This is a genomic window from Thalassospira povalilytica (genome assembly GCF_002844235.1).
In the GTDB taxonomy this organism is placed as follows: domain Bacteria; phylum Pseudomonadota; class Alphaproteobacteria; order Rhodospirillales; family Thalassospiraceae; genus Thalassospira; species Thalassospira povalilytica.
Genome location: NZ_PGTS01000005.1, coordinates 213,580 through 238,473 on the forward strand (window position 1 = coordinate 213,580; position 24,894 = coordinate 238,473).

General features: G+C 56.4%; 21 protein-coding genes. 15 read left to right on the plus strand and 6 right to left on the minus strand.

Annotated elements, in window-relative coordinates:
• Window positions 1-79 precede the first annotated feature (79 nt).
• Genes CU041_RS14690 through CU041_RS14715 form a run of 6 tightly spaced genes read left to right on the plus strand, consistent with a single transcriptional unit; the run spans window position 80 to window position 6,107 of the window.
• Window positions 80-1,000: a branched-chain amino acid ABC transporter permease gene (locus CU041_RS14690; RefSeq protein WP_068517571.1), complete on the plus strand. Its 921-nt coding sequence runs from the start codon at window positions 80-82 to the stop codon at window positions 998-1,000.
• Window positions 1,001-1,003: 3 nt separating this feature from the next.
• Window positions 1,004-2,155: a branched-chain amino acid ABC transporter permease gene (locus CU041_RS14695; RefSeq protein ID WP_101247485.1), complete on the plus strand. Its 1,152-nt coding sequence runs from the start codon at window positions 1,004-1,006 to the stop codon at window positions 2,153-2,155.
• Window position 2,156: 1 nt separating this feature from the next.
• Window positions 2,157-2,942: an ABC transporter ATP-binding protein gene (locus CU041_RS14700; protein ID WP_068517566.1), complete on the plus strand. Its 786-nt coding sequence runs from the start codon at window positions 2,157-2,159 to the stop codon at window positions 2,940-2,942.
• A gap of 2 nt (window positions 2,943-2,944) precedes the next feature.
• Window positions 2,945-3,661 (plus strand): ABC transporter ATP-binding protein, encoded by a 717-nt coding sequence (locus CU041_RS14705; protein ID WP_101247486.1) that lies wholly within the window; start codon window positions 2,945-2,947, stop codon window positions 3,659-3,661.
• A 44-nt stretch (window positions 3,662-3,705) separates the two neighbouring features.
• Entirely contained in the window at window positions 3,706-4,839 is a 1,134-nt protein-coding gene (locus CU041_RS14710) for a M20 family metallopeptidase (RefSeq protein ID WP_212733808.1), read from the plus strand.
• Window positions 4,836-6,107, plus strand: coding sequence for an amidase (locus CU041_RS14715; protein ID WP_101247487.1), 1,272 nt, complete (start codon window positions 4,836-4,838; stop codon window positions 6,105-6,107). Before CU041_RS14710 ends, CU041_RS14715 begins: the two co-directional genes overlap by 4 nt.
• A 14-nt stretch (window positions 6,108-6,121) precedes the next feature.
• Here the strand turns inward: CU041_RS14715 and hrpB are convergent, their stop codons facing one another.
• From hrpB to CU041_RS14730, 4 genes are all read right to left on the minus strand, one after another.
• Complete coding sequence (hrpB, locus tag CU041_RS14720) at window positions 6,122-8,626, minus strand: ATP-dependent helicase HrpB (RefSeq protein WP_101247600.1); 2,505 nt, start codon at window positions 8,624-8,626, stop codon at window positions 6,122-6,124.
• 77 nt (window positions 8,627-8,703) lie between these two features.
• Window positions 8,704-9,045 (minus strand): hypothetical protein, encoded by a 342-nt coding sequence (locus tag CU041_RS20820; RefSeq protein WP_212733809.1) that lies wholly within the window; start codon window positions 9,043-9,045, stop codon window positions 8,704-8,706.
• Window positions 9,046-9,048: 3 nt separating this feature from the next.
• Window positions 9,049-10,137 carry a terpene cyclase/mutase family protein gene (locus CU041_RS14725; protein WP_170310234.1) on the minus strand — a complete coding sequence of 363 codons (1,089 nt, stop codon included), beginning with the start codon at window positions 10,135-10,137 and terminating at the stop codon, window positions 9,049-9,051.
• Window positions 10,115-11,260 (minus strand): O-antigen ligase family protein, encoded by a 1,146-nt coding sequence (locus CU041_RS14730; RefSeq protein ID WP_170310250.1) that lies wholly within the window; start codon window positions 11,258-11,260, stop codon window positions 10,115-10,117. The genes CU041_RS14725 and CU041_RS14730 overlap by 23 nt, the downstream gene beginning before the upstream one ends.
• Window positions 11,261-11,396: 136 nt before the next feature.
• Between CU041_RS14730 and CU041_RS14735 the strand changes: the two genes are divergently transcribed.
• Window positions 11,397-13,100, plus strand: a complete 1,704-nt coding sequence (locus tag CU041_RS14735) for an O-antigen ligase family protein (protein ID WP_170310251.1) — start codon at window positions 11,397-11,399, stop codon at window positions 13,098-13,100.
• On the opposite strand, the gene CU041_RS14740 is transcribed toward CU041_RS14735, so the two are convergent.
• Together CU041_RS14740 and CU041_RS14745 are read right to left on the minus strand one after the other, a co-directional pair.
• Complete coding sequence (locus CU041_RS14740; protein ID WP_101247490.1) at window positions 13,055-15,181, minus strand: GumC family protein; 2,127 nt, start codon at window positions 15,179-15,181, stop codon at window positions 13,055-13,057. The two genes, CU041_RS14735 and CU041_RS14740, sit on opposite strands and share 46 nt — an antisense overlap.
• On the minus strand, window positions 15,178-16,695 hold the full coding sequence (locus tag CU041_RS14745; RefSeq protein ID WP_101247491.1) for a WecB/TagA/CpsF family glycosyltransferase: 1,518 nt from the start codon (window positions 16,693-16,695) through the stop codon (window positions 15,178-15,180). The genes CU041_RS14740 and CU041_RS14745 overlap by 4 nt, the downstream gene beginning before the upstream one ends.
• Before the next feature lie 168 nt (window positions 16,696-16,863).
• Here CU041_RS14745 and CU041_RS14750 point away from each other — a divergent pair, with 168 nt between their 5' ends.
• From CU041_RS14750 to CU041_RS14785, 8 genes are read left to right on the plus strand one after another with little or no spacing between them, the layout of a single operon-like run.
• Window positions 16,864-17,997, plus strand: coding sequence for a glycosyltransferase family 4 protein (locus CU041_RS14750; RefSeq protein ID WP_101247492.1), 1,134 nt, complete (start codon window positions 16,864-16,866; stop codon window positions 17,995-17,997).
• Window positions 17,988-19,199: a glycosyltransferase family 4 protein gene (locus CU041_RS14755; RefSeq protein WP_101247493.1), complete on the plus strand. Its 1,212-nt coding sequence runs from the start codon at window positions 17,988-17,990 to the stop codon at window positions 19,197-19,199. Before CU041_RS14750 ends, CU041_RS14755 begins: the two co-directional genes overlap by 10 nt.
• On the plus strand, window positions 19,192-20,379 hold the full coding sequence (locus CU041_RS14760; RefSeq protein WP_101247494.1) for a hypothetical protein: 1,188 nt from the start codon (window positions 19,192-19,194) through the stop codon (window positions 20,377-20,379). The genes CU041_RS14755 and CU041_RS14760 overlap by 8 nt, the downstream gene beginning before the upstream one ends.
• Window positions 20,376-21,119 carry a hypothetical protein gene (locus CU041_RS14765; RefSeq protein ID WP_101247495.1) on the plus strand — a complete coding sequence of 248 codons (744 nt, stop codon included), beginning with the start codon at window positions 20,376-20,378 and terminating at the stop codon, window positions 21,117-21,119. Before CU041_RS14760 ends, CU041_RS14765 begins: the two co-directional genes overlap by 4 nt.
• A complete protein-coding gene (locus tag CU041_RS14770) occupies window positions 21,104-22,618 on the plus strand; it encodes a hypothetical protein (protein WP_101247496.1) in 1,515 nt (504 codons plus the stop codon). Before CU041_RS14765 ends, CU041_RS14770 begins: the two co-directional genes overlap by 16 nt.
• Window positions 22,611-23,360: a glycosyltransferase family 2 protein gene (locus CU041_RS14775; protein WP_170310252.1), complete on the plus strand. Its 750-nt coding sequence runs from the start codon at window positions 22,611-22,613 to the stop codon at window positions 23,358-23,360. Before CU041_RS14770 ends, CU041_RS14775 begins: the two co-directional genes overlap by 8 nt.
• Window positions 23,360-24,520 carry a glycosyltransferase family 4 protein gene (locus CU041_RS14780; protein ID WP_170310253.1) on the plus strand — a complete coding sequence of 387 codons (1,161 nt, stop codon included), beginning with the start codon at window positions 23,360-23,362 and terminating at the stop codon, window positions 24,518-24,520. The genes CU041_RS14775 and CU041_RS14780 overlap by 1 nt, the downstream gene beginning before the upstream one ends.
• Window positions 24,517-24,891: an MmcQ/YjbR family DNA-binding protein gene (locus CU041_RS14785; protein ID WP_101247499.1), complete on the plus strand. Its 375-nt coding sequence runs from the start codon at window positions 24,517-24,519 to the stop codon at window positions 24,889-24,891. Before CU041_RS14780 ends, CU041_RS14785 begins: the two co-directional genes overlap by 4 nt.
• Window positions 24,892-24,894 lie beyond the last annotated feature (3 nt).

The following is a 24,894-nucleotide window of genomic DNA, read 5'->3' on the forward strand; positions in this document are numbered from 1 at the left end:
GGGTTGTTCCTGACGGGGAAGGACGGGCTGTTTTCTTCGCAAGAAACTCAACTAATCAAATCAAAGAGGTAGGTTGGCCATGGATGTGGGCCTTCTCGGTCAGTTTGTTGTTAACGGCATGATGCTTGGCATGATGTATGCCCTTGTTGCTGTTGGCTTCACGCTGTTTTTCGGTGTGCTTGATGTCATCAAGTTTTCTCATGGTGATGTCCTGATGGTCGGCACCTTTGCGGGTTTTTCGACCTATCTCGGTATGACCGCGATCGGGATCGATAACGCGTTCATTCAGCTTGTCGGTGTTCTGGTGATCGCCGTCGGGTCGATGGCCATTCTCGGGGCCATTATTGCACGTTATCTTGTGCTTCCGCTTAAATCGGCACCGCCGCTGAATACGCTGCTGGTGACACTTATGCTTGGCACCGTTCTGCGCGAAGCGATCCGTCTGTTTTATCCCGACGGTTCCAACCCCAAACACTTCCCGTCGCTGTTGCCGACGGAATCCTGGTCTTTGGGATCCTTCACATTGCGCGCGGACAGCGTGATCCTTCTGATTGGCGGACTTCTGGTCATTATTGGCGTGAATGTGCTGATCAATCGCACCCGTCTTGGTCTGGCGATCCGTGCTGTGGCACAGGATGAAGAAACCGCCAAATGCATGGGCATCAATTTCAAGATGATCGTGCTTCTAACCTTTGCGCTGGGGTCCGGTGTTGCCGCCTTTGCCGGGGTGATGAACGGTCTTTACTACAATGAAATCAACTTCGGCATGGGCCTTCTGCTTGGCGTGATCGGCTTTAGTGCCGCCATCGTTGGTGGTCTTGGCAACATTTATGGCGCCATTCTTGGCGGCTTCCTGTTTGCCGGATTGCAGACCCTTGGTGCCGTCGCCCTGCCCTTTGCCAGTGCGTACAAAGACGTTTTCGCGTTTGCAGTGGTCATTGCCATCATAGCCTGGCGCCCGACCGGCCTGATCGCCGAAAAAACAAGCGAAAGGGTCTGATCAATGACGCAATCGTTTAAAGACAAGGCCGTGATTGTTCTGCTGGCCGCTGCTGCGGCGGCGTTCACGATCACATTCATCGCCATCGAAGAACAGGCCGAGATTTTCGCACTGATTTTATTCGCCGCTGCCCTGGTCTTTGCCGGTGCAAAGTTCGGCTTTACCCGGTCAATCGCTCAATCGCTTTCGCGCAATGAACGGCTGATGAATGTGGCGGTGATTGCCGCAACCCTGGTCGTTATTTTCTGGTTCCGCGAAGACCATTTCCCGTTGCTGATGATCGCGACTGTCATGCTTTACGTGATTGCCTGTTGCGGGCTGAACATGCAGTTCGGCTATACCGGTGTCGTTAACTTTGCCGGTGCGGCCTTCTTCGGGGTTGGCTGTTATACCGCCGCGGTTCTTGGCGATACATCCATTCCGCTTTTGCTGGTCATCATTCTGGGGGGCGTCATTGCCGCCATTGTCGGATCGGTGCTGATTATTCCGGTTCTGCGTACACGTGGCCATTATGCGGCAGTTGTCACCATTGCCTTTGGGCTTCTGTTCCGCACCTTCCTTGAAGTCAATGACACGCTTGGTGGTCCGCAGGGACTGGGCGTTTCGGGCATGAACCTGTTTGGTTGGGATTTCAACAACAACATCGAAATCACCGAAAACATCGAACTTTCATTCTATCTGAACTACGTGATCCTGGCTCTTGTCATGGTCATTCTGACATTTGTTCTGATGCGTCGTATCGAACGGTCGTGGATCGGGTTGAATTTCGATGCCGTGCGTCTTGATGAAACTGCTGCTGCCTGTTTTGGCATCAACATCAAACGCTGGAAAATTGTTGCCTTTACCCTTGGCAACTTCCTGGCCGGAACCGCTGGCGCGCTTTACGCCATGATGCTTGGCTTTATTGCACCGTCGAACTTTGCATTTTCGGACTCCCTTATTCTGGTTTCGATTGTTCTGCTTGGCGGGATGGGAAGCCTGTGGGGCACGATCCTTGCTGCCGGTCTTGTCGTTCTGCTGCCTGAAAAGCTTCAGGTCATTCAGGAATACCGGTTCCTGATCTATGCGGTGGTGATGATCCTGATCCTGCTGTTCCGTCCGCAGGGCATCCTTCCGCGTGGTTTGCGTGCATATATTCCAGGCTGGAGAGGTTGATATGGCCCAGCAACAAGAAACCGTACTGGCCTTTCGCGAACTGACCCGGCGTTTCGGCGGTGTCGTCGCACTCAACAAGTTCGACATGGAACTTACCAATGGCCAGATCCTGGGCCTGATCGGGCCGAACGGATCGGGTAAAACCACGTCGTTCAATGTTTTGACCGGCATCTATGAAGCCAATGGCGGCAGCATCGAATTTCTCGGACAGGACATCACAAGCTGGCCTGCCCAGAAAGTCTACGAAGCTGGCGTTGCCCGCACGTTTCAGCGTTCGCGCCTGTGCCTTGAATTGTCGATTTTTGACAACATCATGATCGGCAATCACAAGCGCCTTGATCAGGGATTGCTGTTCAACATTTTCAAGCGCAAGGCCCTTCGCGAACAGATCCGGGAAAATCACGAAGAAGCCCGCAAGCTTCTTAAGATTTTTGATCCGGCCCTGGCCGACAAGATGTTCGATCCGGTCGGAAGCCTGCGCATGATTGATCGTCGCCGCATTGAAATTTGCCGTGCCCTGATCAGTCACCCGCGCCTGTTGCTTCTTGATGAACCATCCGCTGGCATGACTCACGAAGAAACCCGCGAATTGATGGATGATATTCTTGAAGTCCGCGAAATGATCGACGGTCTTTCGATCATTCTGGTCGAACATGAAATGGGCATGATCGAACGTGTCACAGACAAATGCATTGTCTTGAACTTCGGACAGAAAATTTGTGAAGGCGCCTATCGTGACGTCGCCTCGGACAAGCTTGTCCAGGAAGCCTATCTGGGGGGAGAATAATCATGGCCACGGCAAGTGCACTTGAAGTCAAAGACATCTATGCGGCCTATGATTCCGCCGACGTTCTCGAAGGCGTGTCGCTTAAGGTTCCAGCAGGCAAAATCACCTGCCTGCTGGGATCAAACGGTGCGGGTAAATCGACCATCATTCGCGCCATTCTTGGCCTGACGCCACCGCGTTCCGGTGACATCCAGATTGACGGCCAAAGCCTGATCGGGCTTCCGACCCACAAGATCATCTCAGCGGGCATCGCCTGCATTCCCGAAGGCCGCAAGGTATTTCCGAAAATGACGGTGGTCGATAACCTGCGTCTTGGCGGCTATCAAGAAAATACCGAAGCCGTCCTGCGTGATCGCATGGATCAGGTGTTCGGGATTTTCCCCCGTCTCAAGGAACGCCGCAATCAGTTGGCCGGGACGATGTCGGGTGGTGAACAGGCAATGGTGTCCATCGGGCGCGGCCTGATGGCGGCCCCCAAGGTCCTGTTGATTGATGAGCCGTCCCTTGGTTTGTCGCCGCTGTTCGTCAAAGAAAACTTCAACATCATCAAACGGATCAACGATCAGGGCATCACCGTGTTCCTTGTTGAACAGAATGTGCACCAGACGCTGGCCATCGCCCATTACGGCTATGTGATGTCGCAGGGGCGCGTTGTCGCCGAAGGTACGGCACAGGAACTGTCGGAAAACAAGGAAGTCCACGAGGCTTATTTCGGCTGATCCAAATTCGAAATTCAGCGCCCAAAGAACGCAGAGGAAACAACGTGCCCAACACCAAAATTGATGCGGTCGAACTGACCCGTCAACTGATCCGGTTTGAAACCATCAATCCGGTCAATCCCGAAAAGGATTGCGTCGAATATGTCGGCAAGCTTTTGGCCGAAAACGGTTTTGACATTTCCTACCATGACTTCGCACCGGGTCGAACCAATCTGATTGCCCGGATCGGCGGGTCGGCAACCCATCCGCCGATCTGCTTTACCGGCCATCTTGATACCGTCCCGCTTGGTCACACCGAATGGTCGATGGCGCCATTCGGTGCCGATATTGCGGACGGCAAACTTTATGGTCGCGGATCAAGCGACATGAAATCGGGTGTGGCGGCATTTGTCGCCGCCGTGATTGAAATTGCTTCTGATCTGGCCAAGGGTCCCGGTGTGGTTCTTTTGATTACTGCCGGCGAGGAAACCGGGTGCGAAGGTGCAGCCTATATCGCGGGCCTTGGCGATGTAATTGGCAAGGCCGGTGCCATCGTTGTCGCCGAACCGACATCGAATTATCCCTATGTCGGGCACAAGGGGGCCTTGTGGATGAAGGCCGTGACTGATGGTGTTACCGCCCATGGTTCGATGCCCGAACTTGGCGTAAATGCCATCTATAAGGCATCGCGTGCGATCACCAAGCTTGAAGACTATGACTTCAATGTTGCCCGCCATCCGGTCATGGGGCCTGCGACCCTGAATGTCGGGACGGTTGATGGCGGTATCAACGTCAATTCCGTACCCAACCGGGCCGAAATCGGCATCGATGTGCGCACCATCCCCGGTCAGGATAATGATGTCATTTTGAAACAGCTCGCTTCCTATCTGGGGGATGAGGTGACCTTGACCCCGACGGTCAATCTGGAACCGGTCTGGACGTCACCGGAAGATCCGTGGATGCAGTCAGTGTTCGAGGTGGTTGCACCGCTTCATGACGATCCCATTGTCAACAAGACCGCGGCCTATTTCACCGATGCGTCGATTTTCACCCGTGCCTATGACTTTGCCCCCACCGTCATTCTTGGCCCGGGCGAAGCCGCCATGGCCCATCAGACCGACGAGTTTTGCTATGTCTCGCGGATCGAAGAGGCGGTTGGCATTTACCGCACACTGGCCGAAAACTGGAACAATCAATGATGTCACAGCCAAACAGATTGTCGCTTCTGGATGCGGCCAGTGCGATTTCCGACGGTCAATTGACGCCCGAAACGCTTTTGGCATCCTGCCTTGACCGCATTGCCGAACGTGAAGGCGATGTTGGCGCATGGATGCATATTAACGCCGACAGCGCCAAGGCACGGGCCTGCAATCCTGCGACCGGCCCGCTTTCGGGTCTTCCCTTCGGGATCAAAGACCTGATTGATACCGTCGATATGCCCACCGGCTATGGATCATCGATCTATGACGGCCATCAACCGGCACAGGACGCCGCATGCGTTGCAGCCATCCGCAATGCCGGCGGGATTGTTCTTGGCAAAACTGTCTCGACGGAATTTGCCTATTTCCAGCCTGGCAAAACGGCCAATCCCAATGACCTTGGCCGCACACCGGGCGGGTCATCAAGTGGCTCGGCCGCGGCCGTTGCCGATTATCATGTTCCGGCTGCCTTGGGCACCCAGACCGCCGGTTCGATCATTCGTCCCGCATCCTATTGCGGGGTTGTTGGCTATAAACCCAGTTACGGCTTCTTGCCGCTAACCGGCATCCGTCCCCTCGCGCCATCGATGGATCACCTCGGGGTTATGACCCGCACGGTGAAGGATGCCGGTTTCCTTGCTTCTATCCTTGGGCGTCGCCCCGAACTCGCCATTCATCAGGATAGCGATGATTTCGTCCCTACCATCGGTTTTTGCCAGACACCGCAATGGGACGCGGCCGAGACATCGACACAGTCGCTTCTTGAAGATGCCGCAACCAGATTGGGCAATGCCGGTGCGAAACTTTCCAGCTTTGCCCTGCCCGAAATCTTTGAAACGCTTGCCAATTCCCATGGCCTGGCTATGGATTACGAAGTCAGCTTCACCGGTCTTTATGATGTTTCAAACCACCCGGGTCAGGTCAGCGCAAAGTTCCGCGAACGGTTTGATGCCGGGATGAAGGTTTTGACATCTGATTATGACAAGGCACTGGATCAGGCCAAGCAAAGCCGCACGGCCCTTGCCGATGCCATGGGCGATTATGACATCCTGATCTGTCCGAGTGCCCCGGGCGAGGCCCCGCTTGGCCTGAACGCCACGGGTGATCCGGTGTTTAACCGTATCTGGACATTCTCTGGCGTGCCCTGCATCAACGTTCCGGGCCTGTCTGGCCCGAACAACATGCCGGTCGGCTTGCAGGTGATTGGCCGCTTTGGCGATGATGCCCGCATGCTTAAGGCGGCGGACTGGATTTCCCGTCATCTCTGATTTCGGGCAGGAACCTACATCCGGCTTTTAACCCGGCGTGTGGGTTCCGCCTGAAGCGGGTCATCGGGCCAGTAATGTTTGGGATAACGTCCCTTCATCTCGGCTTTGACCTGTGCATAAGACCCGTTCCAGAAGCCCACCAGATCACTTGTGACCTGGATCGGGCGCTGGGCCGGGGACAGAAGATGCAAGGTCACGGCAACCTTGCCACCAGCGACCTTTGGCGTTTCGGTCGCGCCAAACATTTCCTGCATCCGCACCGGCAAGGCCGGGGTTTCACCGCTATAATCAATGCGGATATTTGATCCGGTCGGCACTTGCCAATGAGTGGGTGCCAAACGGTCCAGTTCCTGACGCTGGTTCCAGTCGATCCCGGCCAGTAGTGCCTCGGACAGATTGATCTGTTTAAGCTGCCCGCGTTTGGTAATCCCGGTCAAATAGGGCGCGATCCAGTCTTCAAGCGATGCCATCAACCCGTCATCAGACATATCAGGCCAATGATCGCCATCGACCCGATGCAGGAAGGATAACCGTTGGCGCAGGCCTTCCGATGCTTTGTCCCATGGCAGGCAATGCAGGCCGATCTTGCGAATGCCTTCGATCATCGCGGTTGCAATCGCATCGGGATCGGCTTCGTCATGGGTGGCCTTTTCATCCAGCACCAAGGCACCGATCCGGCGTTGCCAACGGGCCTGTACCGCGTCTGATTGCATGTCCCAGAAAACCTCGGTGCCTTCGGAAATCTGATCGGCGAAATGGGTTTCAAGGGTTGCGCGCGCCACCGGGGCAGCAAGATATATCTTGGCCTCACGTGCCTGCCCGTCCAGTTCGGCAACGGCGATATAGGCTTCATTCGCAAGGCTGTCTTCATTGGGCAAAACGCCGCCGCGCCCGCCCGACAGGCGATAACGGGCATCGGCCCCCTTGCGCCGTTCCCCAATCCGGTCGGGATAGGCAAAGGCCAGAAGCAACCCGACCTCGTCAGCGCGATCAACCTTTGTATTTTTGCCTTTTGGAAGGTTGGCCTGACGCATGACATCGCCAAGCCTGCGCGCAAGCTGCTTGGCGGCCTCGCTGATCATTTTGGGTGCATGGCCGCGCAGGATGGCGTCAATCCGCAACCGCAAATCCGCCCCGCGCCCGCGCATGAAATCCCGATCCGAAAGAAGGGCAGCCAAGGCACAGGCAACCTGATCGAGCCCCAATGCCGCCCCGCGCAACATCATGTGCGCCAGTCTGGGATGGACCGGTATGCCCGCCATCGCCGTCCCCATCGCGGTAATCCGATTTTCATGATCAATCGCTTCCAACCCGCGCAGAATATCGCGGGCCTGATCAATTTTGGCGGCTTCGGGCACATCAAGCCACGGCAGGCTTTTGGGATCGGTGACACCCCAACGCGCCAGTTCCAACGTCAATGGTGCCAGATCGGCCTCGGCAATTTCCGGCGCGGTAAAGGGCGCACGGGCACGTTGTTCATTTTCCGCCCACAGACGATAACAGATACCCGGTTCCAGACGTCCGGCACGACCACGGCGTTGTTCGGCACTTGCCTGTGATGATTTCACCGTGATCAGGCGGGTCATGCCCGATGCCGGATCAAAACGCGGGAGGCGTTGCAACCCGCTATCGACCACAACGCGAATGCCATCAATGGTTAGCGACGTTTCGGCAATCGCGGTTGCCAGAACCACCTTGCGCTTACCATCGGGTGCGGGCTGGATCGCGATATCCTGTGCCTTGGCATCCATAGCGCCATAAAGCGGGGCGATGATGATATCGCTGCCGACCGCTTCCTTAAGTGCTGCCTCGACCCTTGTGATTTCCCCCTGTCCGGGCAGGAAGGCAAGGATCGATCCGCTTTCCTCGCGAAGGGCGGTTTTGATCGCGGCGGTCATTTCCCCGTCAATGCGGATATTGCCCCATTTATCGGGCTTGGGTGGGAAATACCGGGTTTCGACCGGGAAGGCGCGCCCTTCGGACGTGATTACCGGACAATCACCCATAAGCGATGCCATCGGCCCGCCATCAAGGGTTGCCGACATCACAAGGATGCGCAGATCATCACGAAGCGCGCCCTGGGTTTCCAGGGCCAGTGCCAATCCAAGGTCGGCATCAAGGGATCGTTCGTGAAATTCATCAAACAGGATCGCACCAATCCCTGAAAGCTCCGGGTCGTCCTGGATCATCCGGACCAGAATACCCTCGGTCACGACCTCGATTTTGGTTTTTGCCGATACCTTGCTGTCAAACCGAACGCGATAGCCAACCCGTTCACCAACACCTTCGCCCAAAAGCTGCGCCATACGGCGCGCAGCCGCACGGGCGGCAAGCCTTCGGGGTTCGAGCATGATGATCTTCTGATCACCAAGCCATCCACCATTACGCAACGCCAAGGGCACCTTGGTCGTCTTACCCGCGCCCGGCGGGGCCTGCAAAACCGCATTGGTCCCGGTTTCCAGCGCCGCACACAGATCGGGCAGGACGGTGTCAATCGGAAGGGCTGGAAATTCGGGCATGTTGGCTTTCATCAGTCAGCAGGGTTCTGGCTGTTTATGACGCAAAGCCGCCCTACCCGCAATATCAGCGCGCGGGACTAGTTTCCGCCTTCAAACGTCTTGAGGGTTTCGGCTTGCCCCATCTGATCAAAATCACCGGGCACTTCAATCCCCGCCCCCTCCAGAAAGCCGATGCGGGTTGCTTTAAGAATGATCCCGCGTTCCCCGCCAATCCGTTGCAGGGTCTTCATCCCGCGGGTCAGGCCATAAAGGGCTTCCATATCACCGGCGGCTTTCATGCGCGTGGCCTCGGCCCGCGTGATTGCATAAAGGGTGCGAAAGGCATCCTCGGACAAGGCCCGCAAAGCCGCCTCCTTTGCCGGGCGGTCCGGATCGGGATGGGAAAATGAAAGCGGTGCGGTTGGATCAAATTCCGGCATTGGTCATTCTTGCTGCGTGGGTTTCATTGCTTCTATCACGATTGACAGCCCCCAGACCATCCAGGCCTGTGTCCATCGCATATAAACGCGCCTATCGCGCCCCAACCGTCCAATCCCGGCATAAAACACATCGCGTTTGCGATCATAAAGGGTCTGCACCGCCCATTCTGCCACATGGATTGCCCCCCCAAGATCACCAAACCTGCACAGGCTTGCCATTGCCTGTGCGACCGCATGGGCATCAAGATATCCGCCCCGGCCGGCATAGCTGCGCGGGATGCCAGCATCGTCAAAACAGGCTTTGCGATAAAATGCCCATCCGCGTGCAATCGCGTCATCAAGGCCGTCCACACCCGCCGCCCGAAACCGGCCCAAAAGATCAAGCACATAGCCGGTGTGAAACCCGTCAACAAAGCCATGATGCCCGCGTGTGCCATAAACCCAACTGCCGTCAGCTCCTTGGGCGTCGACAACCCGGTGCAACGCCCTTTCCGATTTCGCATTTCCCGGCCTGATGCGGTTCAGGGCAAAGGCCGCCCAAAGGCTGGCATTATGGATTTCAGTATCATCATCGGCGAAATAGGCGAAATACCCATCCCGCCAAAGATCCCGTTCGATGAAATCTGCGGCCCGGATCAGGGCGGGGTCATCGGGGGTGACGGCGCCCTTGCAGATGCCATCCATGATGCTGTCCATGACAAAGCTTGTAACGATTGCGTTGCTTTGATGTCGCTTGGCGTGAAAGGCGCGCGCCTGCCATTCAAATGGATAAGCCCACCCGCCATCGGCTTGTTGCATGGAACGCAACCGGTCTGAAAAATCACCAAGCCTGATCCCCTCGCCTGCCCCGTTCAGCAATGCCAATGTCTTGGGATTGATCATCGGGGCAATATCGGCCAACCGGCGCAAAAAGCGTGGTCCGCGCTTGATTGCCTGAAGCCAGATCAGTCGGCATGCCCGAAACCGGCCAAGCCCGCTTGCTGCAAACAGGCGGCTTTCAAGCCCGTCAAACGGATCGGCACCGGCAAAATCGTCTTGCGCCATTCTGGCCAAAACCCGATCGCGGATATCAATCATTTCGGACCGGTTCACCATTCTTTCCTTCTTGCGCGCTGATCCCGGCCGCAATGGCACAACAGATCAGATAATGCCCGTAATTCAGACTGTTGTCCGTAATCATGGTGACGAAAACCGATAGCAAAATACAAACCGCCAACCGCGTCTGGCGCACGATCAAAATCACGACAGCCCATCCCGTCCCCCACAGCAGCGCGCCGACAATCCCGGTTTCAAACAGAATACGGAAATGATCGTTGTGAAGTGCGCCAAATGATCCGAACGATGCGGTCTGAGACAGGATTTCTTCCACCGACCCGGCCCCGAAGCCCAGCCACCTTTGGCCGTCTGATCCGTCACGCCAGATTTCGGCAAACATCTTCCAGAATGCCAGCCGCCCGCTGTCATGGGTCATCACAAGACGGGGCAGATACGCCATCACACCCCCGACCACGATGCCGGCACCGATCAAGCCCGCAATCCACGTCATCGCCCGTGAAAACCGGATCATGCCAATGGCATTGATCAGCATCGCAATCACGGCAATCCGGGTTTGGGACAGAAAAACCGCACCCGCAGTCGCCATCATCAACCAGCGCCGATGGCCGAAATTGCAAACAGAACAAAGCGCAAAAAATCCCAGAAACAAAAAGGCGTGATTAAGCCGCGCCCCTTCATGGGTCAGATAAAACGAACTTGAAAGGATCAGGTAAAACAGCATGGCGGGCATCAGGATGCGCAAACAATCACGCCCGATCACCGCCCCGGCCACAAGCCCGACCGGCACCATCATCAGATTGCCGATCAGGCGGATCTTTTCATCACCTGCGCCATTCCCGAACATGATCAGCCCGGTCAATCCGGCAAGGACCAGCAAACCGGTCAGCAAACCGGGGCCAAGCCGGATCGTGCGGAGCGAACCCGCCACCATCAGCACCCAAAAGACCAGCAAAACCAGCTTGGCCAACATCCCCCCGGCTCCCAGCAACCAGAATGATGTTGCCATCACCCCGTTGCCAGCAATCACCACCCATATCGGCAATCGACGCCGGGCATTCTGGCCGGAACGCCGATCGGTTTTGCCAAGGTGCGGTTTACCAAGGTGTGGTTTGCCAATTCCCGGTTTGGCAAATGATGCCGTCGTCCTATTCCCGTTCATGGCTATCCCCACGCTGCTTGTGGTCAGGATTGCCGGTTTGGCTGGCGACAGGCCGATCAAATTGGGCTAGGGTCATCTCCTTCATTTCAAAGCAGATTGGCACAGGTCGATGGTGCGACTGGCGCAGTTTTGTCTGATGGCGGAAATCATTCTTGCCCCCGTGATGCTGGGCGGGGCTCGGCCTTGGGCAATTTCGGTTCTCGCCATCCTGACCGGGGTTGGGTTGATCGCCATATGCTGGCGAATGCACACCATATCCCTGCCCCGCTACGTGATCGGTGTCTGGCTGTTTGCCGCCATTATCGTCATCTGGATGATCACACAGGCATCCCCGGTCTGGCCTGATCAAGCCTTTCCGTTTGATGTTCCATTTGTTGCCCTGTATCCCGCGGCCTGGATCAAACAGACCTTTGATATCATCTGGCTTTGCGCGACCGTCACCCTGATATCCCTGATCGCGCAAAAGGCCCCCAATGGCGGGCTTTTGGCAATTTTGCATGCCATCATCATTGCTTGCACCCTTCAGATGGTGCTGGCGCTTGGCAATGCGGTTTTTGACGCACAAACAACATTCTGGTTTGCCAAGACCGCCCATATCGGGGACTGGACCGGAAGCCTTGCCAATCGCAGTGCGTTTGGCGGATTGATGGGGATCGGATATATCGCCAGCATCTATCTGTTTATGGTCCCCCATACCAATTACCGTCATGCTGGCGCTGATGCTGGTGCCCGTCATCATGTGCCGATTGGACGACGCCTTGATCAGTCGGGCGGCTATCTTGCACTTGCCATTCTGTTTGTCGCAGCCCTGACCCAAAGCCATTCGCGCCTGGCATTTGCCCTGGTTCTGATCGCGACCTTTTTCATGATCGGCTTTGCCCGGCATCCGGGCAGATCGACGCGCGCATGGCATTGGGGAAAGCTGCTTTTTGCCGGTTTCTGGGTGGTCGGCATCGGGCTTGTCGCATCGGTTAGTGTGCCTGAACTGGTATCGCGGTTTCATGATCTGACGCGCTTTGACCTGATCCAGCGCGATGATGCCTGGGCGACGGCCCTTCGGGCCATTTCCGATCGACCATTCACCGGCTTTGGACCAGACAGCATTGCCCTTGTCATGGGTCATTTTGCGACCCCGGAACTCAATAAAGATGCCAACTGGTTCAGTACGCATAACCTGTGGCTTGATGGTGCAATTGTCTTTGGGGTGCCGGTCGTTTTGGCACTGGCAATTGCCGTGATTTTCAGTGCAGCCTTGATCATGCGCGCCACATGGAACCAGCCATTTCGGGGGCTTGTGATAGCCGTGATCAGTCTGTTTCTGACAAGCACGATATTTGACTGGGTCATCGGGCTTCCGGCCCTGATTTTGCCGGTTGTCGCCATTCTGGGGCCGGGTTTGAAGCATCAATTGCCCGGCATCGCGCATCTTCCTTATCCGCCGGTCATGCGGGGCAAGCAACAAGGCCCGGTCAAACAGGGCCGTACGCCGTTGCAGATCACGGTCATCCCTAACCATCCCCGACAGGGCGGAAACCGCCATCAAAAACGGATCGAACGGGGCATGGCTGCGCTGATCGGTGATGGTTTGATCAAGGATTTTCGGGTCACCAGTCGTCAGTGCCATGTGCAATGCCTCTGTTCGAAGGGCGGCTTCAAATCCGTTTGCATTGGCAAATCCGGCACGCGGGTCATCAAGTTTGCGCAATGCGGCCGCTTCTGTCGCCAGTTGCCAGCCGGCATAAAGGATCACGGCCAGTGCCCCGGCCATCACAATGCCCCGCATCATGCCCCGCATCATACCCGGCCCCCCATCGTTTGGGGCATATCGGCCCGTCCATAGGCCGGTCGCGCCGGGCCGCCATTCAAGACGATGCCGCTGGCAACAATTCCCGCCGTGGCAAGACGATCAAGCGCGTCCTTGGCGTCGCGCTTTTTGCTTGATCCGTGTCGCAAAACAAACAGCCTGACATCGGCAAGCCCCATGGCCACCAGCCCGTCCGCAACCGACAGGATCGGCGGCGTATCAAGGATGATGTAATCAAACTGATTGCGCAATTGATCAACAAGCGGTCTCAGATGTCGCTCAATCAGTCCGGTCGCGATGGATCCGGGCACCGCCATCCTTGCCCCCAGATGCCAATATTGCCCGGTGTGCCCGTCGGCCTTGGCAGCGGTGTCTTTAAATCCGGTCACATCCGTCTCGCCGGAAAGAAGGGCGACCAGATCGGCAAAGACACGGTTGGTATTTTCCCCGCCGGTCGGATCATGAAGGTCACCATCAATCAGCAGGGTTTTGTGACCAAGCCCGGCAAAACATGATGCAAGCGCGTGGGCGATGTGGCTTTTGCCTTCGCCGGTTTGTGCCGATCCGATGGCAATGATCTGTGCGGTTGATCCGGTTGGCGGGGGTTTTCGGTTCTGATCAACGATGCGCATCAAAACCGCCAGATGGCCGATTGCTTCATCACCCCCGCCATCCGTCGCAAGGCCCCTGCCATCCGTCATATTGCGGGCGGGGATGCGCGCATAAAGCGGCACGCCCAAAACGTCTTGCGGTTCGAAATCATCGGCAATGGTTTGATCGAAATAGTGCCGCAACAAAGCGGCAATCACCGCGGCAAACAATGCCACCATGATGGCCAGCGCCATCAGATCGCGTTTGGCCGGAAATTCCGCCGACACCGGAAGGGTCGGTGATTGCAGAATTTCAAAATCGCCGCGAAAGGATGCCAGTTCACGACGCAATGTCTGAACGTGCCGGGAAAGTTGATCGACATTGTCACGCGCCAGTGCCACCGCACGCTGCAATTGACCCTGACCTTGTGTACGGGCATGGCGGTCATTCAATCGGCTTTGCCAAAGATCACGTTGCCCGGTGATCAGACGAAGCCTTTCCCGCGCACTGGCAAGCGCATCCCCCATCTGCCCCGATACCGTCATCGCCGCATCCACCAACTGCGCATAAAGATCATCAAGCACCTTCTGGCGGCCTTGCATTATCGGGTGTTTGGGTCCGTAACGCTGGTCAAGCCTGTCAAACTCCTGACGTTCGGTTTCATAGCGTTGCGAAAGCTGTGCGACCATCGGATGCCCGGCGATATCAGGAATGGCCAAAAGATCATCAAGCCCGTTTGCCATTGCCCGGCGACGGGCCGCCAGTTCAAGGGTTGCAACCTCCTGACCGATTTTTTCGGCCTGCTCGTCAAGCGCATAGACCCGTTCAAGCATCAATGCGCCTTCTTCCTGATCAAGCATCCCGGCCTGTTGTTGCCAGGCCAGCAAATCACCTTCGCGGGCAAAAAGGTCGCCTCGGGCGGTGGCAAGCTGATTGTCCGTATCCTCAAGACGGGATCGAATGACATGTTTCTGGCGATCTTCGCGCTGCCAGACATAGCTTTCGACAATTGCCTGAAGTGCGGCCTGACTGACGGTCGCATCCGTTGTGACAAAGCTTGCCTCAATCACGGCGGAATGACCGATCCGTTCGGCCCCGAACCGGGCACGCAACCAGTTGATTGCATCCGTTTCAGATGTCCCTGTTCGGGGCGCAGGACCATTTGCCAAACTGTTTTCGACACCACCCGGATCGAAACCGATACCCGCACCACGCAGGACCGCCAGGGCGGTCGCCAGGGTTTCCTCGCTGCGCATTTCGGCAATCACGGTTTCGATTTGCTGGGCGGTCAATTCACCGGCGCGGGGGCCTGCGCCGTCACTGGCGCGATCACCAGACGCCGTGACAACCGGTATCAGGCCAACTTCCGCCGTCGCACGATATCCCGGCTGCCAGTTGGCAATCACGCCAAGCAGCGCCAACAGCACAATGACAAAGGCAAGAATTGCGACGCCACGTCGCCGCCACAAGATCGCAACCAGTTCACGCAAGGACGGGTCAAACTGTTCAAATGATGGGCCCGTCATCTTGGACTGACATCCTCCTGCTGAAATGTCGCATCACCAAGCTCGTCCACCAGATCCTGCCAGACCGGGCTGGCCTGCCCGCCTGTCTGCACAACGCGGTAAATCACGTCATAGGAAACCGCCTGTCGGACTTGGGCGGGCGGAACGGTTATGCCCGATGACGGGGTGCTTATCCCTGTTTCGACAACCGCGATATCATCATCAAACCGGTCATCCCCCGGCACAAACCGAACGGCCCCGTCACCGAAAAAGCGTGATGCAAGGGTCGGCACATCATTTTCAATCATGCGGGTCAGGCGGCTTGGTTCCGGATGCAGACCAAGAAGCTGCTTTAACACGCCGCCAAAAACCGCCTCGACCAAAAAACCGTTTCCCCCCGCAGCACTCAGGATCACCTCCATCATTTTAAGCACCGCCGAAATCGTTGCATCCGCACTCTGCCAATCGATCTGACGGTTATCGGTCTGACGGGCATCGGCCTGATCGGTCATTTCCGCCGTCTCGCCAAACAGCGCCAGATCAAGCAGCCGATCAATCATGTCCCGGACGTCCTGCGGGGTGGTAAGGGCGCTGATCTTTTCTGCGATCTGCGTGCGCATATCCGGGGTTTCAATCCCGGGGCGCGCATCGGTGGGCACAGCCGGGGGTGCATCGGCGGCAGGTGTGATGACTTGCGAACCGCCATCACGCGCAAACAGGATCACCGGTGTTGCCAGTGTGATCATTGCCGCCAGCCTGACCCAACCGGGCATGTGCCCGACGCGATGGGCAATGATTTTCGGCATCACCAGCCGCGCAAATGCCCAAAGCCCGCGCCCGTAACGCGGCAACATGTATCGGGGCTGACAGGCAATCCGCCACAAAAACTCCAGCCCGGCCTTTTGCATGACAACCGGTGCCCGCCTTATTCGGCCCGACAGAACATCAAATGCCCCGCCAACCCCCATGATAAAGCCGCACCCGGTCTGTTCACCAAACCGGTCAACAAAGATCTCCTTGCGCGGCGATGGCAGGGCAACAAAGACCGCGTCCGCCCCGCTTTGCCGGACAATCGCGGCCAGTTTGGCGTCATCGGGATCAAATCCGTGATGAATGCCGGCAATTTGAAGATCGGGATAACGGCGCATCAAGCGCGCCCGAAGTTCGCGCACAACATCGGGGCGCGCCCCAAGCAGGAAAATCCGCACCCCCTGTTTTTCAAACCGGGGCAACAATGCGGTCATGACGTCAATGCCGGTCACCCGTTCGGGCACCTTGATGCCCAAAAGCCGCGCGGTCCAAACAATGCCCATGCCATCGGCATTCAGGCTGTCGGCATTTGCCAATGCCCGAAACAACCGGACATCGTCGCGTGCCTGTGGCAATTTCAATGCATTCAGGGATTGCTGTCGAAAACAGGGACCATTGGCATACCGGTCACGAGATGCCAGCCAATTACAGATATCTGCGCATAGTTTTTCGCGCTGCCTGAGATCAAGACGCAACCCGAAAATCGCAGCTTTCCCCTGTCGCATTCATCGTCCCCGCCAGTCCAGAACCAACTGCCCGGAAATCCAACCAGATCACATTTTTTTCAGCATCCATAGATACTTATGCCCATGGCTGCACTTTTGTATCGTTGATGGAAAAGGTAACTTATGATTGATTAAACAGCAACAACAGCATCCACGGATGAGCTTCTGGTGAAAATAGCGTTGCTGACCAACATTGTTGCGCCGTACCGGTTTGACAGTTACAGCGCCCTGCATCACCACGCCCGAAACGCCGGTGGCGGCCTGACCGTCATTTGCACCAACCGCACCGAACCGCAACGCAACTGGCCCGACCGTCCGCCCCCCTTTGCGCAGATCAATCTTGCCGGTTTGAATCTATATCTCGGTGAAAACCGCAATCTGACTTTCCCGGTTGGCGTCACAAAGACCATCCGGAAAACAAGGCCCGATATCCTGATCCTTGCCGGATTTGGCATGGCGCAATGGCGGGCGCGAAATCTCGCCGCACAATCCGGCATTCCCGTCATTGTCCAGTTTGACGGATGGTCCGCATCGGACGCCCTTTATGACAATCCGGTACGTCGTTTCATCCGCCGCCAGATGGTCCGCACGGCTGATGGCCATATTGCTGCCAGCACACGCGGCAAAGACTGGTTTGCCACCCACGGCGCCAAAACCGAAGATATCTTTGTTACGCCGATACCCGTGTCCTTTGGCAATGATGCAATCCCGGTCGCCTTTTCCAATCGCGGCTTTTTCGAACGCCCCTTTGACCTTGTGTGGTGTGGTCGGACAACCCGTCGCAAGGGCTTCGACACCTTCCTTGAAATTGCCGCAACACTGGTGCGATCAAACATTGTGCACAAGATCGGCATTGTCGGATGTACCGATACCGGGAAGATCAAGGATCGCCTTCGCCGTACAGGTCTTGCAGACATCACCCAAACATGGGGTCAACTTCCCCCGCCACAGCTTCCCGCACATCTTGGTGCGGCCAGGCTTTGCCTGTTTCCAAGCCACAATGATGCCTATGGCCTTGGCGTGGTTGAGGCGATTGCATGTGGCGCGGTCGCACTTGCCAGTGATGCTGTCGGGTGTGCCCCCGATATACTCGATCCCGATGATACCCTTTTGACGAACGCGCCATCGGCATGGGTATCGGCTTGTTCAAACCTTCTGCGCAATCCTGATCTTTGGCGTCAAACCCGGCAAAGACAGGCAAGCCGGATTACCGCCAACACCGCCCGACATCATGCCGACACTCTGTGGCAGGCCGTTTGTCACGGCATCGCCAGGAACCGGGGTCATTGCCAATGGAATTGATCCACCCGGTTCCGACATCGTCCAAAACCGGCCCATCTGTGTGGATGGTCAGCCGGGTTGATCAGTCGGCAATTCTGGCAGGTTACCTTGCCCGGCAGAACCGCCTGATCCGTTGGGACAGTTTCTGGCGCCATGACGGGCATGGCTTTCCAACCCCGCCATCGCGCGCGACCGACCCCGTCCTTGCACAAATTCCCGGTCGGCATTTGATGCCCGATCTTATGGGGCAGATCGCCCGCAAATTGCGCCTGCCCGCCGCCAACCTTTATTCCGACATTCCGTTGTCGGTTCTGGCATCGCTTCACAATCCCAAGGCCGATATTTTCCACGGTCAGGGCAATTACAGCCTTCCTGCCATGCGCCGCGCCAAGGCACGCGGTATGGTGACCATTGCCGATATTACCGGCCAACTGGCCCCGACCCGGCATTGCCAACTCGCCACGGAATATCAGTCACATGGTCTGACATATCGCGAAATTTCCGCATTCCTTGCCCGTCGCAGAACCTTCGAAGCACAGTTTGCCGATGCGGTTCTGGCACCATCCGATGCGGTCGCATACGGTCTGCAAACATGTGGCATCAATCCGGACAAGATTTATCTGGTGCCCTTCATATCCCCGCAATGCCAGGAACTGGTCCACCGCGCCCGCACCGGTCGTACCGGGACGGTTATCCGGCTGCTTTATGTTGGCAATCTGTCATTGGCCAAGGGGATTGCCCATCTTCTGCGCGCCTGGTCGACCCTTCGGGCCAAATATCGCCTGCGTGTCCGCCTGACCCTGATCGGGCCTGCGCAACCTTGTGCCAGACCACTTTTGGCCAACCTGCCAGACGGCTGTGAATGGCTTGGTCCCCAACCTCGAACCGTGGTCGCCGACCGGATGCTGGGCTCTGACATCTTTGTGTTTCCCAGCCTGTCAGAAGGCAGCAGCCTTGCCGTGATGGAGGCCATGGCAGCCGGTTGCGCCATTGTCACCACCTTTGATGCCGGAAGCCCGGTAATAAATCACATAAGCGGCCTGATCATTGCGCCACGTGATGCCGATGCAATGACAACCGCCCTGTCGGCCCTGATTGAAAATCCGGCCATGCGCAAAAACCTGTCGCACGCCGCCCGGGACCAGATCAGCCGGGATCTTGTCACCGGCTATGGCAATCGGGTTGATCTGGCCTATGAAGCCGTGTTGTCACGCCATGGATAAAGCTAGCGATAAAGTCATTGATAAAATCATCTTGGCAATAACGGCCAATCTGTTTCCGTTATGGATGGTCGCGGCGAACCTGATCGCCAGACTGGGCGGCATGATCATTCTTTTGCTGATCGGGCATGGTTTTGCCCCCGATATCCTTGGCGGGTATTTTGCGATGCTGGCAATGACCGGACTTGCCGTTACCGCAACACAGGCGGGCACCGGCCCGCTTTTGATCCGGCTGGTTCAGACCGGGGCGCACACCACCGCTGTTTTCATTATCACATTCCGGCTTTTGGTCGCTTTTGCCGCGATTGCGCTGCTTGTGACCCGGTCGGAATTTGATCTTCCAATCCACTGGCCGTTCGTGATCATGCCGATTTCTGCGGCCCTGTCGCCCGACTGGATCATTACCGCCCGGACCGCATTTTCCCATCTTGGCCAGATTGCCGTGATCGCCCAGCTTGCCGGTATCGGGGCTGCATTTTTGGCCGTCGCAACGAACAACAATTTTATTTTGTTTACCATCGCACCGGCGATCTCGATCGCGGCCTTTATTGCATCAATCTGCTTTGCAGCGCGCTTGCGCAGCAAACCGCAGACATCTATGGTCGCGCCTGCACCTGATATCAAACAGATATGCGGCCTGATCGGCTTTACGCTTCTGGCCGGTTTCCTGCCCAACCTTGATTTTGTGTTGTTGGGGGATGGATCGCACGCGTTGTTCCTTGCGCAACGTGTTTTTCTGTTTTGTGCCGGTTTGATAACTGCGATTGCGGCCACCCTGTTTGCCAAACGCCAGGAAGGGCTGATACGGGAATTCTGGCTGGTTGTACCGATGGCATCTGTCACCATGTTGCTGCTGTTTTTCCCCGACCTGATCGCACATCTGATCTATGCAGCACCGGACACGCATCTTGTCGCAATCCTGCGCACCGGCGCGTTCTGGCCGCTTCTTTTGGCCATCATCATTCGCCAATGCCTTGTCTTGCAGGAAAGCGGTCGGGTGATCTGGCTGGGGTGGCTTCTTCTGATCTTGTTGTTTGTAACGCTTCCGCTGTTTTCCGAACCAATGAAAACACCGGGCTTGTTGGCAAACCTTATGATCATTGCCCAGATCAGGCTCGGTGTGTTGTGCGTCATACTGGCGGGCTGCCAGGTCTGTCTGATGCGCAAGGATGTGCGCACATGAGCAAACTCGACGTTTCGATTACCGATAACCGGGTTATGGATGGCCAATTTGGCGATATCTCGTTTGCCGGTTGGGGCATTGAATGTTCGGATCGGCATTCATTTGTCACCCTGACCGATACCCCGCGCAATGCCCATAACACCGGCAATATCTGGCATCTGTCGGGCGGGCGGTTAAAGATTGATCTGAAAACGCATCTTGTGGCCCCCCGATGCCTTGCCGTGTCGGCAAGTTTCACTGCGCTCGATGACATCATGCTTCAGGATGCGGTGATCCGGTTTGTCTTTGCCAAAACCGGCATTGATCACGGCATAATTGCCGATCAATCGTTTAAACATGCCAATAGCGACAAATACCGTCTTTACCCTGTCAGACAGGCCGAACTGGTCAGCCATGCCAACCATCGGGCAGTCCTTACCCTGACCCGATCCGATGGCGCGGGGCGCTTTGATCCGTATCTTTATCTGCGTGATCGCGATGATCACTGGATCATTCATGCCCGTCTATTACCCTCCGGTCCGGTTGATCAGGTCTGGCTGCGCTGGGCCAACCGGTTCTTTACCCTTTCCGCCCCGGATTGGGTTACCAAACGACTTTGGAGGATGGGACCGGTTCGGCGATTTTTATGGCGGCTTCGCGAACGTCGGGGCCGACATTTTCCGGAAATTCAAGCCGTACCGCTCAACCGGCTCACGGCTGGTCAGACACTCGGGATGGAGGTCACATGTCACTTCCACTGACCCATGCCGGGATGACCGACCGCTGTCTCAGACTGGCAAAAATCATTGCCGATGAATTGGTTCGCCGTCAGAAACCGGATGGCGATTTCGTGCTTCCCGATTTTTACGGCAAGGCCTTTGCCTGCGCGCTTTGGTCCGGGCTTGATCACGATCAGTATCATCGACAGATCGCCCGCGCACAAACCGCCCTTCAACGCGAAATTCCCGACAAAACCTATCACCGTGAATTCATCGAATATGCCTTGTTTTCAATGCCGGGCATGCCGGCAACCGCCCGTCGCGCCATCCTGAAAAATTCCCGCAATCAAAATCCCGATGTTGCAAACTGGCAGATCCTGCAATTGCGCAACCGTCAGGCAAAAAATTCGGGCGCATTCAGCCGGTTGTCTGCTTCCTTGCATCGCTGCTTTATTCGCATGCGTTATTGGCGATCCGATCTGTTGCTTGATCGACCCGGATGCTTTTCCGCGCAATATCATGCCTTTTGCGCGGCCCTGCTCTCGCAAAGCGCTAACCGGACCGATCAGGCACTGGCACGCAAGGCAACGCACCTGATTGCCACCATATGCCAAAACCACGGATATGCGAATTTGGCCGGTCGTGGTGCGGGGCAAAGCTTCGGGGCGGTCTGTGCGTTTTATGTTCTGTTGAAATACGGTTTTCATGACGCGGCCGATGCGGTTCTTTATCGCATCGAAGATGCCATGCTAAATGCCGCGACCTTGCCACTCAATCTTCTTGCACCGTGCCCCGTTCCCGAAAATCCCGGTCCGACAAACCGCTTAACACCGGGCTGGTATGGTTATAACCGTCATGACGATTATCTGGCTTTTGGCGGTTACTGGCTGTTGCAGGCAGCCGGACTTTCACCAGAAACGCCGCAAAGCACGCCGACCAATCATCCACACCAATCCCGGATGCTTTTTACCACCACATCGGCACATTATGACGCACAGATGCTTCTTTCAGGCGCCCGGATTTTTGATGTAACGCCCGCCCCTGTCATTGTATCGGGAAAGGGGAGCGGTGCGATGATACTGTTCCCGCCAACCGGCGGTGAACAGGATCAGCCAAGCCTGTATGTCCCGGCAACCATACCGCTTCCGGCGACCCGGGATGGCACGGTCGCACGTTTTATCACTGCCACGTGCCAATCGGACCGGCGGGTTGTTGTAACCTTTCAATTAGAGGGAACAACAGGGCAGCGGATCATTGATTTTGACGATACCGAAATCCGGATTACAGACAGTTGCGATGCACGTCTTTCACCAAAACCCGATTTGCTGCGCGTTCTTGCCACCGCGGATGCAAAGCTGAACCGCGTTTCCGATACCGAACTGTCCATCACACACACCGGCATTCTTTTGATGTGCGATCAGCCGATCGTGGTTGATGACAATGACGCGATTACGGTTGCGGGCCCGGCCCAGCGCATCACGGCCCCGAAGACAAACAAGGCAACCCTTATTATCCGGTGGGAGAACAGGCAAAATGACTGATCCGGTCACGGTCATCACAACCATCTATAACGGATCGCGTTTTATCGACGGATTTGCCCGCAACCTTGTTCAAACACTGCGTGCGCAAGATCGCGCCATCCTGCTTGATGATGGATCAAATTCGCCGCTTGTACTACCAGACATCCTTCGTTCAGATGCCCGAATAAAGCTGATCACAGCCAAACGGCTTGGGCGCGGGGCGGCCTTAAATCTGGCGATCGGCAATTGCAAAAACGGCCTGATTGCCATTCAGGACATCGACGACCTTTCACTTCCCGGTCGTCTCGACGCACAGGCGGACTTTCTTGCCGCCCGACCGGACGCGCTGTCATTCACCCCGGCGCAATCGGACCGGCCAGTCATCTGCCGCAAAGGATCACGGAAAATTGCCCCGTCCCGCCTTTATGTCAGTAATCCGTTCCATCACTCATCCCTGGCGTTTCACCGCGATATCTGGGTGGGTGCAGGCGGCTATGACACCAACCTTCCGTGCTGTATCGATCTTGATTTCTATTTGCGCGCGGCCTGCCGGGCTGGCGCATCGTTTTGGCAGCTCGACACCCCATTCATTGCCCGCAACCTTGATCCGGCCGAACGTTTTTATGCCGCGATCCCGTCTGATATCTATCGGGCGACCTTGCAAACTGTTCTGGACCGTTATCGGGCCGATGTCGGCTTTTCACACTGGATGATTCTGGCCATGATGCGCACAAAACTTGGCATTGCGCGGGGGACCGGATGATGACAAAACGCAACCGGCTTGTTGCCATGGTTCAATTGCCCCCGCCCATGCACGGGGCAGCCAAAATGAACCGGCATGCGATTGATGCGCTATCGGAAAAGTTCGACACGCGTGTCATCGAAATGCGCTTTGCCAACAAGCTTTCAGACATTTCCCGACCAACTGTCGCGAAAGTCCTGCGTGCGCTTTGGCTTGCCATCCGGCTTGTTTTTGCCCTTCCCGGTCGGGATGTCCTTTATATCTGCTTTGCCCCGACGGGCGGGGCCTATTACCGTGATTGCCTTTATGTCTTGCTGGCCAGATTGTTTGGCGTTCCCGCCATCATCCATCTGCATGGCCGTGGTCTTTGCGCCATGCGCCAAACCGCGGGGTCAGCATGGTTTCAAAAACGGGTCTTTTCTGGCCAGACCGCCATTTTGCTTGGCGAAACGCTGCGCTCTGAAATTGCCGGTCTGGATTGCCGGTCCGTTATCATTGCCAATTGCCTGGATGATGATGCCTTTGCCAGGTCGCTCGGCCCTGATTGGTATCCGGCATCGCCTGTGCGCATTTTATGGCTGTCCAATCTGTTTCGCGCCAAGGGGATTGAAACCCTGATCGCGGCGTGCGCGCTGCTCGGTAAACGTGGTGTTTCCTTTAACCTGACCATTGCCGGGGCACCGGGTGATATAACCACGGTCGAACTCGACACCCTTTTGGCATCCTGTGGCATCAGAACATTTTCCAACTATGTCGGTCCGATTGCCCCAAATGCGCGCACGGCCCTTTATCAAAACTGCGATCTGTTTGTGTTGCCAACCAATTATGGCAACGAAGCGCAGCCGCTAGTCGTGATTGAGGCCATGGCAGCGGGCATTCCCGTAATTACCAGCGATATCGCCACATTGCCGGAATTTGTCATCCCGGGTCAAACCGGCTGGCTATGCCCGCCAGACGATCCCGATCTGCTTGCCCGTGCTATCATCGACGTGACCCGTGATCCCGCCCGCACCGACATGATCCGTCGAAATGCCCGGACGATGTGTCAGAACCGTTTTCACCGCGCGCGGTTTGCCGATCAAATCCAAATGACGGTTATGGATGTTTTGCAAAACACACTTCCCATCACCGGCGCCACCCATCAGAATGCCGGGAACCCCAATCCGGATGACCGCAAATGACCCGCGAAGAATTCAATGCCTTTTGCAAATCACTGCCCCACACCACGCATGTCGTGCAATGGGGCGGTGCCGATGTATGGAAGGTTGGCGGCAAGGTCTTTGCCATTGCCGGATGGACCCGGAACGAGACCCTTGGCATCACCTTCAAGACATCTGAAATCGGCTATGAGGTGCTCAAGGAAATGCCGGGTCTGCGCCCTGCCCCCTATCTGGCATCACGCGGAATGAAATGGATCCAGCATCATGATGTGCCGGGTCTTGGCGATGCTGATCTTTGCGATCATATAAAAAGCTCGCACCGCATTGTCGCCAAGGGTTTGACGAAGAAAATGCAGCGCGAGCTTGATCTTTATCAGGATGAAGCTGATTAAAGC

Bases quoted from the DNA above. Each gene is read 5' to 3' on its own strand.
- CU041_RS20820 (WP_212733809.1), bottom strand. From the start codon at position 9,045: ATGCCGGAATTTGATCCAACCGCACCGCTTTCATTTTCCCATCCCGAT.
- CU041_RS14695 (WP_101247485.1), top strand. From the start codon at position 1,004: ATGACGCAATCGTTTAAAGACAAGGCCGTGATTGTTCTGCTGGCCGCT.
- CU041_RS14700 (WP_068517566.1), top strand. From the start codon at position 2,157: ATGGCCCAGCAACAAGAAACCGTACTGGCCTTTCGCGAACTGACCCGG.
- CU041_RS14745 (WP_101247491.1), bottom strand. From the start codon at position 16,695: ATGCGACAGGGGAAAGCTGCGATTTTCGGGTTGCGTCTTGATCTCAGG.
- CU041_RS14770 (WP_101247496.1), top strand. From the start codon at position 21,104: ATGTCACTTCCACTGACCCATGCCGGGATGACCGACCGCTGTCTCAGA.
- hrpB (WP_101247600.1), bottom strand. From the start codon at position 8,626: ATGCCCGAATTTCCAGCCCTTCCGATTGACACCGTCCTGCCCGATCTG.
- CU041_RS14705 (WP_101247486.1), top strand. From the start codon at position 2,945: ATGGCCACGGCAAGTGCACTTGAAGTCAAAGACATCTATGCGGCCTAT.
- CU041_RS14775 (WP_170310252.1), top strand. From the start codon at position 22,611: ATGACTGATCCGGTCACGGTCATCACAACCATCTATAACGGATCGCGT.
- CU041_RS14735 (WP_170310251.1), top strand. From the start codon at position 11,397: ATGGCGGAAATCATTCTTGCCCCCGTGATGCTGGGCGGGGCTCGGCCT.
- CU041_RS14755 (WP_101247493.1), top strand. From the start codon at position 17,988: ATGGAATTGATCCACCCGGTTCCGACATCGTCCAAAACCGGCCCATCT.
- CU041_RS14740 (WP_101247490.1), bottom strand. From the start codon at position 15,181: ATGACGGGCCCATCATTTGAACAGTTTGACCCGTCCTTGCGTGAACTG.
- CU041_RS14760 (WP_101247494.1), top strand. From the start codon at position 19,192: ATGGATAAAGCTAGCGATAAAGTCATTGATAAAATCATCTTGGCAATA.
- CU041_RS14730 (WP_170310250.1), bottom strand. From the start codon at position 11,260: ATGAACGGGAATAGGACGACGGCATCATTTGCCAAACCGGGAATTGGC.
- CU041_RS14765 (WP_101247495.1), top strand. From the start codon at position 20,376: ATGAGCAAACTCGACGTTTCGATTACCGATAACCGGGTTATGGATGGC.
- CU041_RS14715 (WP_101247487.1), top strand. From the start codon at position 4,836: ATGATGTCACAGCCAAACAGATTGTCGCTTCTGGATGCGGCCAGTGCG.
- CU041_RS14785 (WP_101247499.1), top strand. From the start codon at position 24,517: ATGACCCGCGAAGAATTCAATGCCTTTTGCAAATCACTGCCCCACACC.
- CU041_RS14780 (WP_170310253.1), top strand. From the start codon at position 23,360: ATGACAAAACGCAACCGGCTTGTTGCCATGGTTCAATTGCCCCCGCCC.
- CU041_RS14690 (WP_068517571.1), top strand. From the start codon at position 80: ATGGATGTGGGCCTTCTCGGTCAGTTTGTTGTTAACGGCATGATGCTT.